Annotated in this window: 10 protein-coding genes; all 10 read left to right on the top strand. The window is 72.8% G+C overall.

Annotated elements, in window-relative coordinates; all coding sequences use genetic code 11:
- The first annotated feature begins 173 nt into the window (after window positions 1–173).
- The 10 genes from nrdR to ACFY4B_RS32025 all read left to right on the top strand — a co-directional run bounded on the left by nrdR (window position 174) and on the right by ACFY4B_RS32025 (window position 12,930).
- Window positions 174–674, top strand: a complete 501-nt coding sequence (nrdR, locus tag ACFY4B_RS32070; protein ID WP_049653458.1) for a transcriptional regulator NrdR — start codon at window positions 174–176, stop codon at window positions 672–674.
- A gap of 205 nt (window positions 675–879) precedes the next feature.
- A complete protein-coding gene (locus ACFY4B_RS32065) occupies window positions 880–3,774 on the top strand; it encodes a vitamin B12-dependent ribonucleotide reductase (protein ID WP_387973891.1) in 2,895 nt (964 codons plus the stop codon).
- A gap of 185 nt (window positions 3,775–3,959) precedes the next feature.
- Window positions 3,960–4,727 (top strand): SDR family oxidoreductase, encoded by a 768-nt coding sequence (locus ACFY4B_RS32060; RefSeq protein WP_387973888.1) that lies wholly within the window; start codon window positions 3,960–3,962, stop codon window positions 4,725–4,727.
- A 304-nt stretch (window positions 4,728–5,031) separates the two neighbouring features.
- Window positions 5,032–6,888, top strand: a complete 1,857-nt coding sequence (locus tag ACFY4B_RS32055) for an ATP-binding protein (protein WP_387973885.1) — start codon at window positions 5,032–5,034, stop codon at window positions 6,886–6,888.
- Window positions 6,888–7,322: a roadblock/LC7 domain-containing protein gene (locus ACFY4B_RS32050; RefSeq protein ID WP_049653112.1), complete on the top strand. Its 435-nt coding sequence runs from the start codon at window positions 6,888–6,890 to the stop codon at window positions 7,320–7,322. The genes ACFY4B_RS32055 and ACFY4B_RS32050 overlap by 1 nt, the downstream gene beginning before the upstream one ends.
- 100 nt (window positions 7,323–7,422) lie before the next feature.
- On the top strand, window positions 7,423–7,791 hold the full coding sequence (locus ACFY4B_RS32045; protein ID WP_049653110.1) for a DUF742 domain-containing protein: 369 nt from the start codon (window positions 7,423–7,425) through the stop codon (window positions 7,789–7,791).
- Between the two features lie 118 nt (window positions 7,792–7,909).
- Window positions 7,910–8,614, top strand: coding sequence for an ATP/GTP-binding protein (locus ACFY4B_RS32040; RefSeq protein ID WP_387973942.1), 705 nt, complete (start codon window positions 7,910–7,912; stop codon window positions 8,612–8,614).
- On the top strand, window positions 8,611–9,855 hold the full coding sequence (locus tag ACFY4B_RS32035; protein WP_380741622.1) for a cytochrome P450: 1,245 nt from the start codon (window positions 8,611–8,613) through the stop codon (window positions 9,853–9,855). The genes ACFY4B_RS32040 and ACFY4B_RS32035 overlap by 4 nt, the downstream gene beginning before the upstream one ends.
- 137 nt (window positions 9,856–9,992) lie before the next feature.
- Window positions 9,993–11,207, top strand: coding sequence for a cytochrome P450 (locus tag ACFY4B_RS32030; protein ID WP_387973881.1), 1,215 nt, complete (start codon window positions 9,993–9,995; stop codon window positions 11,205–11,207).
- Window positions 11,208–11,541: 334 nt separating this feature from the next.
- Window positions 11,542–12,930: an ABC transporter substrate-binding protein gene (locus tag ACFY4B_RS32025; RefSeq protein WP_387973878.1), complete on the top strand. Its 1,389-nt coding sequence runs from the start codon at window positions 11,542–11,544 to the stop codon at window positions 12,928–12,930.
- Window positions 12,931–13,218: the final 288 nt, after the last annotated feature.

Genomic DNA, 13,218 nt, shown 5'->3' with positions numbered 1-13,218 from the left:
TCGCGGCATCGACACGCCAAGGCGCTCACCTCCCCCAGACTCCTAGATGTAGTGGCTACAGTCCTCTCCGTGCCCAGTACTAGTGGTCGCCCCGCATGATCAGCTTGCCCAGGCCGGGGGCGCATCGCATAGACTCAACAGGTCCGAACGTTCTGCCAGGGAGGGATCCCGAGGTGCACTGCCCCTTCTGCCGGCACTCCGACAGCCGTGTTGTCGACAGCCGGACCACCGAGGACGGCAGCTGCATCCGCCGTCGTCGGCAGTGCCCGGACTGCGGACGCCGCTTCACCACGGTGGAGACGGCCGCGCTGATGGTCATCAAGCGCAGCGGCGTCACCGAGCCGTTCTCCCGGCAGAAGGTCATCACCGGCGTCCGCAAGGCCTGCCAGGGCCGCCCGGTCACCGAGGACGCGCTCGCCCAGCTCGGCCAGCGGGTCGAGGAGTGCGTGCGCGCCAGCGGCAGCGCCGAGCTGACCACCCACGACGTGGGGCTGGCCATACTCGGCCCGCTCAAGGAACTCGACGTGGTCGCCTACCTGCGCTTCGCCTCCGTGTACCAGGCGTACGACGGACTGGAAGACTTCGAGGCCGCCATCGCGGAGCTCCGCGCAGAACGGCCCCGCACCCCCGAGGCGGACGACACCTGCGTGTCCGTGTCCGCCGCCGCGCCCTAGGAGGCGCCGGGCCCCTCGCGGGCCCAGCCACCCGCACCACCACGGCCCCGCGGGGCCCACGCGTGCCCGAAAACGGGGCACAGAACACTACAAACCGTGCGTAAGCAGGCAGGGTTCCTGCCTGCCCGCACACCGGAAGAACGAACCAGCAGTGCCCGGACTTTTCAGGGCACTTCGGGCGTTTGCCCAGGAGGAGGAGCGAGAAGTGACAGACACCACGAGCGGTTCCGCACGCGGGTCGAAGTCCGAGAAGGCCGCGGCCAAGGGCGCCAAGGCCCCGAAGGGCGGTCTCCGGATGGAGCGCATCTACACCACTCCTGGCGTGCACCCGTACGACGAGGTCCGCTGGGAGCGGCGGGACGTCGTCATGACCAACTGGCGTGACGGCTCGATCAACTTCGAGCAGCGCGGCGTCGAGTTCCCCGACTTCTGGTCGGTCAACGCCGTCAACATCGTCACGTCCAAGTACTTCCGCGGCGCCGTCGGCACCCCCCAGCGCGAGTGGAGCCTCAAGCAGATCATCGACCGCGTGGTGCTCACCTACCGCGCCGCCGGCGAGAAGCACGGCTACTTCGCCTCCAAGGACGACGCCGAGATCTTCGAGCACGAGCTGACCCACGCCCTCCTCCACCAGGTGTTCAGCTTCAACTCGCCGGTCTGGTTCAACGTCGGCACCAAGCAGCCCCAGCAGGTCAGCGCCTGCTTCATCCTGTCCGTCGACGACTCCATGGACTCGATCCTCGACTGGTACAAGGAAGAGGGCATGATCTTCAAGGGCGGCTCCGGCGCCGGCCTGAACCTCTCCCGGATCCGCTCCTCCAAGGAACTGCTCTCCTCCGGCGGCAACGCCTCCGGCCCGGTCTCCTTCATGCGCGGCGCCGACGCCTCGGCCGGCACCATCAAGTCCGGTGGCGCCACCCGCCGCGCGGCCAAGATGGTCGTGCTCGACGTGGACCACCCGGACGTCGAGGCCTTCATCGAGACCAAGGTGAAGGAGGAGGAGAAGATCCGCGCCCTGCGCGACGCGGGCTTCGACATGGACCTCGGCGGGGACGACATCACCTCCGTCCAGTACCAGAACGCCAACAACTCGGTCCGCGTCAACGACGAATTCATGACCGCCGTCGAGAACGGCACCGAATTCGGCCTGCGCGCCCGGATGACCGGCGAGGTCATCGAGACCGTCGACGCGAAGAAGCTGTTCCGCAAGATGGCCGAGGCCGCCTGGGCCTGCGCCGACCCCGGCATCCAGTACGACACCACGATCAACCACTGGCACACCTGCCCGGAGTCCGGCCGCATCAACGCGTCCAACCCCTGCTCCGAGTACATGCACCTGGACAACTCCAGCTGCAACCTCGCCTCGCTGAACCTGATGAAGTTCTTGCGCGACGACGACTCCTTCGACGCGGCGACCTTCGCCAAGGTCGTCGAGCTGGTCATCACCGCGATGGACATCTCCATCTGCTTCGCGGACTTCCCCACCGAGAAGATCGGCGAGACCACCCGCGCCTACCGCCAGCTCGGCATCGGCTACGCCAACCTCGGCGCCCTGCTGATGGCCACCGGCCACGCCTACGACAGCGAGGGCGGCCGCGCCCTGGCCGGCGCCATCACCTCGCTGATGACCGGCACCGCCTACCGCCGCGGCGCCGAACTCGCCGGCGTGGTCGGCCCGTACGACGGCTACGCCCGCAACGCGGCCCCGCACCAGCAGGTCATGAAGCAGCACGCCGACGCCTCGCTGGACGCCGTCTCCCACGACGACCTGGACGCCCCGGTCTGGCTGGCCGCCAACAAGTCCTGGCAGGACGTGCTCCGCCTCGGCGCGCAGAACGGCTTCCGCAACGCCCAGGCCTCGGTGCTCGCCCCGACCGGCACCATCGGCCTGATGATGGACTGCGACACCACCGGCGTCGAGCCCGACCTGGCCCTGGTCAAGTTCAAGAAGCTGGTCGGCGGCGGCTCGATGCAGATCGTCAACGGCACCGTCCCGCGCGCCCTCAAGCGCCTCGGCTACCAGGACGAGCAGACCGAGGCGGTCGTCGCCCACATCGCCGAGCACGGCAACGTGGTGGACGCCCCGGGCCTGAAGCCGGAGCACTACGAGGTGTTCGACTGCGCGATGGGCGAGCGCGTCATCTCGGCCATGGGCCACGTCCGGATGATGGCCGCGATCCAGCCCTGGATCTCCGGCGCCATTTCCAAGACCGTGAACATGCCCGAGTCCGCCACCGTCGAGGAGATCGAGGAGATCTACTTCGAGGCGTGGAAGATGGGTGTCAAGGCACTCGCCATCTATCGCGATAACTGCAAGGTCGGCCAGCCGCTCTCGGCCAAGAAGAAGGACTCCGAGTCCAAGACCGAGGCGGCCGCCCCGGCCGCCGTGGTCGAGAAGGTCGTCGAGTACCGCCCGGTCCGCAAGCGTCTGCCCAAGGGCCGTCCGGGCATCACCACCTCCTTCACGGTCGGTGGCGCCGAGGGCTACATGACCGCCAACTCCTACCCGGACGACGGCCTGGGCGAGGTCTTCCTGAAGATGTCCAAGCAGGGCTCGACCCTCGCGGGCATGATGGACGCCTTCTCCATCGCCGTCTCGGTCGGCCTCCAGTACGGCGTGCCGCTGGAGACCTACGTCTCGAAGTTCACCAACATGCGCTTCGAGCCGGCCGGCCTGACCGACGACCCGGACGTGCGGATGGCGCAGTCGATCGTCGACTACATCTTCCGCCGCCTGGCGCTCGACTTCCTGCCGTTCGAGACCCGCTCGGCGCTCGGCATCCACTCCGTCGAGGAGCGCCAGCGCCACCTGGAGACGGGCTCGTACGAGCCGCTGGAGGCCGAGGAGCTCGACACCGAGTCGCTCGCCCAGTCCGCCCCCGTCGCCGCCAAGCCGGCCGCCGTCCCGGCCCCGGCCCCCGTCGTCGTCGAGGCACCCAAGGCGACCCCGAAGCAGGCCCACAACTCCACGGAGCTGATGGAAATCCAGCTCGGCCTCAACGCCGACGCCCCGCTCTGCTTCTCCTGCGGCACCAAGATGCGCCGCGCCGGCAGCTGCTACCTCTGCGAGGGCTGCGGCTCCACCAGCGGCTGCAGCTGACCGTGCCCGACCCCGGTGGTCGCCTCCTGAGGTGAACCCCTGAAGCGGGGCGAGGACCTTCAAACGGTCCTCGCCCCGCTTTTTCGTGTGCCCTTTCCCGAGCCCCCGGGCGTGCCGATGTCACGTTCCGGGGTGGTGTCCGGTCTGTAGGGGGTGACGGGTTTCCTCAGGGAAGGAGTGGCGCGGTGGTGGGAACGGTGCTGGTGACCGGGGCGACGGGGACGTTGGGGCGGGAGGTGGTGCGGCTGCTGGTGGCGCGCGGGGTGGCGGTGCGGGGGCTGAGCCGGCGGGTGCGGGACGGGGGCGACGGGGTCGAGTGGGTGGTCGGGGACCTGGTCGGCGGGGCCGGGGTGGCGGAGGCGATGGCCGGGGTCGACGTGGTGGTGGACTGCGCGACCACGCAGAAGAAGGCGGACGTGGCCGGGGTCCGGACGCTGGTGGCCCGGGCCCGGGAGGCCGGGGTGCGGCACCTGGTGTACGTGTCGATCGTCGGGATCGACCGGGTGCCGTTCGGGTACTACGCGACGAAGCTCGCCTGCGAGCGGGTGGTGCGGGAGTCGGGGCTGGGCTGGACGGTGCTGCGGGCGACGCAGTTCCACGACCTGGTGCTGAAGGTCTTCGACGCCTCCGTGAAGCTGCCGGTCCTCCCGGTGCTGAGCGGGGTGGCGTGCCAGCCGGTGGACGTACGGGAGGTGGCCGCGGCGGTCGCGGACCTGGCAGGGGAGGAGCCCGCCGGCTTCGCCCCGGAGGTCGGCGGCCCGCAGGTGCGTTCGTACCGGGAACTGGCCGAGGCCTACCTGCGGGCGGCGGGCAGGCGCCGGTTGCTGCTGCCGCTGCCCCTGCCGGGAGCGACCGGCCGCGGACTGCGGGCGGGCGGCAACCTGACGCCGGATCGGGCGGTGGGCCGGGGAACCTTCGAGGAGGCGCTGAAGCGACGGTTCGGCGGCCGCTGAGGTCGGCGGCCGCCGGTACAGGGCGGGCGCCCACGGTGTGAGGCGTGGTGCTCGGGTGGGCGTCGGGGGTGTCGCCGTGTGGTGTGGGCGGCGTGAAGGTAGGAGATTGGCCGTCAACTGGCCGCTTGAGGCCTATGTCTGAATCGATATGATCGGCCGAAAGCGTGAACCGATCAGACGCCCGGAGACGTTTCGCTACGTCGCCGGGCGGACTGGTATGCGCCCGACCAGCTGTCGGCGGCCGCAACCGTCGCCGACCCGCCGCCCGCGCCGCCGCCCGCCGACGTTGCCGAGGACCGCACCGATGAGAGAAGCCACCAGCCCCGACGGCCGATCGCGCCGACGGCCCGCGCCGCGCACCGTCGCCCTGACCGCGGCCGCCGTGCTGCTGGCGCTGGTCGCCGCGCCGGTCGGCGTGGCCAGGGCGCTCGGCGCGCACCAGCCGCTCACCGCCCTCGCGGTGGGCGCCGTCACAGTGCTCTGGCTGATCGCCGTCGGCCTCGCGGCGGCCGGGGTCGAACGCTCCCGCGGGCTGGCCGAGGACCTGGCCGCGCAGCACGAGGAGACCCGGGCGGCGCTGGTCGCCGCGGGCACGGCCCGGCAGGCCGAGACGGCCGCCGTCGACCGCGCCGCCGCCGCGCTCGCCGAGCGGGACGCCGCCCGCGCCGGGCAGGCCCGGGCCGAGGCCGACGTCACCACCGCGCACGCCGAGCTGGCCCGGCTGCGGGCCGAACTCGACGCCGAGCGGGCCGGGGCGGAGGCGGAGCGGACCCGGGTCGAGGCCGAGCGCGCCGAACTGGCCCGGATCACCGAGGGCGTGCTGCCCGAGGTGGTGGCGAAGCTGCGGGCCGGCGCGGCGGTGGACAGTGCGCTGGCCGTCCACCGCAAGCACCCCCAGTACCCGCTGCTGCGTGCCGTCGGCGAGGAGATAGGCCGCGGCGAGCGGCTGCGGGCCGCCGCGCTCGCGGTGTGCGCGACCGCCGCCGGGCGGGTCCAGGCGCTGGCCACGAGCATGCACGCCGAGCTGCGCGAGATGCAGCACCGGCACGACGAGGAGGTCCTCGGCGACCTGCTGAGCCTGGACCACTCGACCGCCCAGGCGGGTCGGATGGCCGACAGCATCGCGGTGCTCACCGGCGCCCGCTCGGGCCGCCGTTGGGCCAAGCCGATCGCGGTGGAGTCGGTGCTGCGCGGCGCGCTCGGCCGGATCGGTGCCTACCAGCGGGTGCGGCTGCACAACGCCAGCACTGCCGCGGTCGCCGGGTACGCGGCCGAGGGCGTGATGCACGCGCTGGCCGAACTGCTGGACAACGCCACCAACTTCTCCGCCCCGCCGGCCGAGGTGCACGTCTACGTCGAGGAGGTGCCCGCCGGGCTGGCGGTCACCGTCGAGGACAGCGGGCTGGGCCTGAGCGACAGTTGGCTGCGCCGGGCCGAACGGGCCGTCTCCGCCGAACCGCTGGACCTCACCACGCTCTCCGCGGGTACCCGCCTGGGGCTGGCGGTGGTCGGCGTGCTGGCGCGCAAGCACGGGCTGCAGATCTCCTTCCGGCCCTCGGCGCGCGGCGGTACCGGCGTGGTGATGCTGATCCCGCATCAGCTGGTCACCCACCCGGCACCGGCCGCGGCCCCGGCGCCCGTCCAGGTGTCCGTACCGGTACAGGCGTCGCCCGCGGAGACCGCACGCCCCGCGCTCACCTCGGCGCGCCCCGCCCCGGCCTCCCTGCCTCCGGCGCCCTCCGCGCAGCGGACCCGCGTCGGGACGCAGGCCGCGGCCGGGACGCGGACCGCCACCGCGCCCGCGCTGCCGGCCGCGCCCGTCCGGACGACCGACAGCGGCCTGCCGCAGCGCCGCCGCGGACAGACGCTGGCCACCGCCGCCCCCGCGACGGACCGGGCGGCGAAGCCCGCCGGCACCGACGCGGCGGGTGCGGCCGGCCGGTTCGGCGCGTTCCGCCGGGCCGCCGCCCGTCCGGTGGCGGCCGGGCGGCCCGCCGCCGGGGCTCCGACCGAGGGCCCCGCCGGGACGCCGGTCACGGACCCTGCCGGGGCTCCGACCATCGACTCTGCCGGGCCGCCGGCCACCGACCCTTCCGGGGTGCCGACCACAGCCCCCGACACCACGCCCGACGCTTCCCCCGTCACCGAGAAGGACACCTGATGAGCAGTGCCACCGACCGTGACCTCGACTGGCTGTTGGAGAACCTGCTGGCGGCGACCCCCGGCACCCGGCACGCCCTGGTGCTCTCCGCCGACGGCCTCAAGCTCTGCCACACCGCCGGTCTGAGTACCGACCAGGCCGACCAGCTGGCCGCCATCGCCTCCGGCCTGCAGAGCCTGGCGCACGGCGCCTCGATCGAGTTCGGCGACGGCAGCGGCGGCGTGCGGCAGTCGATGACCGAGTTCCACGGCGGCATCCTGTGCATCGTGGCGGCCGGCGAGGGCGCGCACCTGGCGGTGGTCACGGACGACGACGCGGACGTCGGCGTGGTCGGCCACAACATGCACGGCCTGATCGAGCAGATCGGGGTCCACCTCAGCGCGCCCGCCCGGGCGGCGGAAGGCGAGGCCGCGCAAGAGAGCGCGGTCATATGAGCGCGCGGAGCGAGCGGACGGTCGCGGGGGTCGCGGGGGTCGCGGGGGTCGCGGGGGTCGCGGGGGTCGACGCCCCCGCCGCGCGAAGCGAGGTGGGCGCATGAGTCCGGGGCCGGTGCTTCCGGGGCGCGACGACGACCCGGACCGCCTCTACACCATCACCCGGGGCCGCAGCCGTTCCCCGGAGAACGCCTTCGACCTGGTGACCCTGATTGTCGCCGAGCGGCAGCCGGCGCCCGGGATGCAGTCGGAGCACGCCCGGATCCTGCGGATGTGCGAGGCCCCGACCGCCGTGGTGGAGGTGGCGGCGGAACTGGCGCTGCCCGTCTCGGTGGTGAAGATCCTGCTCGGCGACCTGCTGGAGTCCGGGGCGGTCACCGCCCGCCACCCCCGGTTCGCGCCGAACAAGGCCCGGCTGCCCGACCTCGACACGCTGAAGCAGGTGCTGCATGGCCTTCAACAGCTCTGACGTCTCGGCCGTCGGCGGCGTCCGGACCGCCGTGGAGGCCCGGCCCGTTGCCGATGTCCACGTCGTCGCCGACGTCCGGGCCGCTGCTGACGTCCGGCCCGCCGGTGCGCGCACCCCGCTGCGGGCGACGGCCGACAACGCGCTGAAGATCGTCGTGGTCGGCGGCTTCGGCGTGGGCAAGACCACCCTGGTCGGCTCGGTCAGCGAGATCCGCCCGCTGAACACCGAAGAGGTGATGACCAAGGCGGGCGAGGGCATCGACCCGGCCGGCGCCTGGGGCAAGCGCTCCACCACGGTCGCCTTCGACTTCGGCCGGATCACCCTTTCCGAGCGGCAGGTGCTGTACCTGTTCGGCGCGCCCGGGCAGGAACGTTTCTGGTTCCTCTGGGACCGCCTGTTCAGCGGCGCCCTGGGCGCGGTCGTCCTGGTGGACACCCGGCGCCTGGAGGACTCTTGGTATGCCATCGACCGGCTGGAGCACCACGGCACGCCGTTCATCGTGGCCCGCAACAACTTCGGCGAGCCGGGCCACACTCTGGAGCAGGTCCGCGAGGCGCTGGACCTGCCGGCCGAGGTGCCGCTGGTGGACTGCGACGCGCGCGACCGCGAGTCCGGCAAGCGGGTGCTGATCGCCCTGGTCCACCACCTGGCCGCCTTGGCCGGGGCCGACGAGGCCGCCCTGGCCGGTGCCGACGGAGCCGTCCTGGCCGGGGCCGACGGAGGCGTCCCGGCCGCTGCCGCCGGGGAGGACGAGACGGCTCCCGCCGCGCGGCCAGCCCCGGCCGGGCCCCGCACCGCGATCTACGAGGAGAGCACCCCGTGACCGAGCCCGCCGCCACCCCGCCCCCGGGCTGCCCGGCGCACGCCGGCGCCACGCCGCTGTACGGGCCGCGCTTCCAGACCGACCCGTCCCAGCTCTACCGCGAGCTGCGCGCCGCGCACGGCCCGGTCGCCCCGGTCGAGCTGGCCGGCGGCGTGCCCGCCTGGCTGGTCATCGGCTACCGCGAGCTCCAGCAGGTGACCGGCCGGCCGCAGCTGTTCGGCCGCGACTCCAGCCGCTGGCACGCCTGGGCGACGCTGCCCGCCGACTGGCCGCTGAAGCCGATGATGGCCCCCGTCCCCTCGATCCTCTACGCCGAGGGCGAGGAGCACGTCCGGCGTTCGCGCGCGGTCACCGACGCGCTGGCCGGGATCGACCCGTACGAGCTGCGCAAGCACGCGGAGGAGATCGCCGACGGCCTGATCGACGAGTTCGCCGGGCGCGGCGAGGCCGACCTGGTCGCCGAGTACGCGCACCGGATGCCGCTGCTGGTGCTGTGCCGGGTGCTCGGCCTGGACGAGGAGCAGGCGCCGCAGTTGATCGCGGCGCTGCTGGCCATGCTGGACGGCGGCCCGGACGCGCCGGCCGGCGCCCAACGGCTGCTGGAGCTGATGCTCGCGCTGGTCGAGGAGAAGGCCGAGCACCCGGGCGCCGACGTCGCCTCGCGGATGCTGGCGCACCCGGCCGGGCTGACCCACGACGAGGTGATGCGCGACCTGCGGGTGCTGCTGATCGCCGGCCACCAGCCGAGCTCGTACTGGATCTCCAACACGCTGCGGCTGATGCTCACCGACGAGCGGTTCGCGGCCTCGCTGGCCGGCGGCCGGCGCAGCATCAGCCAGGCGCTGAACGAGGCGCTCTGGGAGGACACCCCGACCCAGATCTTCGCCGGACGCTGGGCGGTCCGCGACACCCAGGTGGGCGGCCAGCGGATCGGCGAGGGGGACATGGTCCTGCTCGGCATCGCCGGGGCCAACGCCGACCCGGCGGTCCGGCAGCCGGACGGCCGCCCGGCGGAGGGCAACCGGGCGCACCTGAGCTACTCGTACGGCGAGCACGGCTGCCCGTTCCCGGCCCAGGAGGCGGCCGAGGTGATCGCCACCACCGCGATCGAGGTGCTGCTCGACCGGCTGCCGGACCTGCGGCTGGCGGTGGCCGAGCACGCGCTGGTGTGGCGGCCGTCGGCCTGGGTGCGCGGGCTGGTGGCGCTGCCGGTCTCGTTCACCCCCGGCCACCCGGCCTGATCCACCCGCACCCGCCGTTCGAAAGAGCCGCGAAACCCCTCGAACGCCCTCGAAACCTCCGAAAGGCTTCGGCTGTTTTCGAACGGCTTCGAACGGCTTCGAGAGAGCTTCTCCAGAGCTTCGAAAGAGAGACGTCGATGACCGCTGCCCCGGCCCGAATCGCCCTCGACCCGCTGGCCCGCGACAACGCGGCCGAGGGCGCCCTGCTGCGGGCCGCCGGCCCGGTGGTGCCGGTCGAGCTGCCCGGCGGGGTCGCCGCCTGGGCGGTGACGCGGCACGCCGCCGCGCGTGACCTGCTCACGGACGCCCGGCTCGTGAAGGACGCCGCGCACTGGGCGGCCTACCAGCGCGGCGAGGTCCCGAAGACCTGGCCGCTGATCGGCCTGGCGGTGCCCGGCCCGAGCATGGTGACCACCGACGGGGCCGAGCACCGCCGGCTTCGGGCACTGGTCGCGCAGGCCTTCACCCCGCGCCGGGTGGAGCTGATGCGGCCGCGCGTCGAGGAGATCACCCACGCGCTGCTGGACGCGCTGGCGGCGGGCGAGCCGCTGGTGGACCTCAAGACGGCCTTCGCCTTCCCGCTGCCGATGACGGTGATCTGCTCGCTGCTGGGCGTACCGGAGTCGGACCACGGCCTGCTGCGCGACCTGTACGAGCGGTTCTTCGGCATCAAGCCGAACCCGGAGGGCATCCAGGCGACCGTCGCCGGGCTGAACGCCTTCGTCAACGGCCTGGTGGCGCAGCGCCGTTCGGCTCCCGGCGAGGACCTGGCGAGCGTGCTGCTGGCGGCCGACACGGAGGGCGGGGCGCTGAGCGACGTGGAGGCGGCGGCCACCCTGCGGGTGATCATCGCGGCCGGCCACGAGACGACGGTGAACCTGATCGGCAACGCGGTGCGGGCCCTGCTGGCCCACCCGGACCAGCTGGAACTGGTGCGTTCGGGACAGGTGTCCTGGGACGCGGTGGTGGAGGAGTCGCTCCGCTGGACACCGCCGACCAGCAACTTCCTGTTCCGGTTCGCCGCCGAGCCCATACCGGTCGGCGAGGTGGTGATCCCGGCCGGCGAACCGGTGCTGGTCTCGTACAACGCGATCGGCCGCGACCCGCTCCAGCACGGGGTGACCGCCGAGGTCTTCGACATCACCCGGGACCCGTCCCGCCACCTGTCCTTTGGCCACGGCCCGCACGTCTGCCCGGGCTCCCCGCTGGCCCGGCTGGAGGCGGGGGTCGCGCTGCCCGCGCTGTTCGAGCGCTTCCCGGGGCTGTCGCTCGCGGTGCCGGACGCGGACCTGCGGCCGAGCCCCTCGCTGGTGGTCAACAGCCTGCTGGAGCTGCCGGTCCGGCTCTTCTGACGTTCGGTCATATCGCAAGGCCCTGGCTGGATTTACGGCGGATGTCCGGTTGGACGTCCGGCTGAACGTCCGGTCGGGGCCTTCGGCTTCCGGTCGCGGGTCACGGTCGGGACACCGGCTTGTGAAGGTCGAACGGGGACCTTGGCGGGGGGCGGCGGCTGCGTTAACGTCTTCGATCAGTCCGGCCGCCGTCCGCTCGTGATCCCGCTCATGATCCCGTTCCGCGATTCCGTTCCCGTGAACCTGTCCGCGATCCCCGTGTAGGCCCACCTCCGGTACAGCGCAATGTCGTTCAGTCCACCGTCGGCAGCATGCCCTGGCGAGGAGAACCGCATTGACCCTCAACCCGACCGCGCCGCAACCGAGTTACCGCCGCCGTCTGGCCGCCGTGCCCGCCCTGGTGGCGGCACTGGCGCTGACCGCGGCCTGCTCCAACAGCTCCGGCGGTTCGGGTGGCGGCGGAGGCGGATCGGCCGCCTCGCTGTCCGGCGACTGCGCCAAGTACCAGCCGTACGCCGGACACTCGGGCACCACCGTGACGATGTTCGCCTCGATCCTGAGCCCGGAGTCGGACAATCTGGAGAAGTCCTGGGCCGAGTTCAGCAAGTGCACCGGGATCAGGATCAGCTACGAGGGCTCGAACGACTTCGAGTCCCAGCTGCCGGTCCGGGTCTCCGGCGGCAACGCCCCGGACTTCGCGATCATCCCGCAACCGGGCCTGCTGGCGCAGATGGTGAAGAGCGGCAAGGTGGTGAAGCCGCCCGCCCAGACCGTTGCCAACCAGGACAAGTGGAGCCCGATCTGGAAGACGTACGGCTCGGTCAACGGCACCTACTACGCGGCCCCGATGAGCGCCAACATGAAGTCCCTGGTCTGGTACTCGCCGAAGGCCTTCACGGCGGCCGGCTACGAGGTGCCCAAGACCTGGACCGACCTGATGGCGCTCAGCGACCGGATCGCCAAGGCCGGCGGCGCCAAGCCGTGGTGCGGCGGCATCGCCTCCGGGACGGCCACCGGCTGGCCGGCCACCGACTGGCTGGAGGAGGTGGTGCTCGGCTCGTACGGCGGCGAGGTGTACGACCAGTGGGTCGGCCACCAGGTGAAGTTCTCCGACCAGAAGATCACCACCGCGATGAAGACGGTCGCCGACTGGATGCAGAACCCGGCCTGGGTCAACGCGGGCTTCGGTGACGTGAAGTCGATCGCCACCACCACCTTCCAGGACGCGGGCACGCCGATCCTGAGCGGCAAGTGCCTGATGCTCCAGCAGGCCTCCTTCTACGAGGCGCAGTGGCCCAAGGGCACCAAGGTCGGCCCGGACGGGGACGTCTTCGCCTTCCACCTGCCCGCGGTGAACCCGTCGGTCGCCAACCCGGTCGAGGGCGGTGGCGAGTTCCTGGCGGCCTTCTCCGGGCGGCCCGAGGTGCAGGCGGTGCAGAACTACCTGTCCAGCTCGGACTGGGCGAGCAGCCGGGTGAAGACCGCGAGCGGCTGGGTCTCGGCCAACCAGGGCGTGGACAAGAGCCTCTACACCGACCCGATCGACAAGCTGTCGGCGGAGGCGCTGACGGACCCGTCGGCCACCTTCCGCTTCGACGGCTCCGACCTGATGCCGGCCGCGGTGGGTGCCGGGCAGGAGTGGAAGTCGCTGACCGCCTGGTTCGCCGAGGGGCAGTCGATCCAGAAGACCGCCGCCGACATCGACGCCGCCTGGCCGCAGTAGCCGGGCCGTCCGTCCTGCTCGGTTCCGGGGCTGGTCTCGGAGCCGGAGCCGGAGCCGGAGTTGGACCCGGAGTTGGCCCTGGCCCCGGTTTCGGTCCTGGGCCCGGCGCCGGCCTCCGGGGCCGACACCGAGGAGCCGGTTCCCGGGGGTCGGGCACACCGAGGACCACCTGTCGAGGGGGGGGGGGGGGCCCCCCCCCCCCCCCCCCCCCCCCCCCCCCCCCCCCCCCCCCCCCGGCGCCCCCCCCCGGGGGGAAAACCGGAAGCCGCCCCCCCCGCCGCCACGGCG

The sequence above is a fragment of the Kitasatospora sp. NPDC001261 genome (assembly GCF_042896795.1).
In the GTDB taxonomy this organism is placed as follows: domain Bacteria; phylum Actinomycetota; class Actinomycetes; order Streptomycetales; family Streptomycetaceae; genus Kitasatospora.
Note: the sequence above shows the minus strand (reverse complement) of the source record. Positions and strands in the feature narration are given on the sequence as shown.

Excerpts from the sequence above, each read along its gene's own strand:
- ACFY4B_RS32055 (WP_387973885.1), top strand. The coding sequence starts at position 5,032 with ATGAGAGAAGCCACCAGCCCCGACGGCCGATCGCGCCGACGGCCCGCG.
- ACFY4B_RS32050 (WP_049653112.1), top strand. The coding sequence starts at position 6,888 with ATGAGCAGTGCCACCGACCGTGACCTCGACTGGCTGTTGGAGAACCTG.
- ACFY4B_RS32045 (WP_049653110.1), top strand. The coding sequence starts at position 7,423 with ATGAGTCCGGGGCCGGTGCTTCCGGGGCGCGACGACGACCCGGACCGC.
- ACFY4B_RS32030 (WP_387973881.1), top strand. The coding sequence starts at position 9,993 with ATGACCGCTGCCCCGGCCCGAATCGCCCTCGACCCGCTGGCCCGCGAC.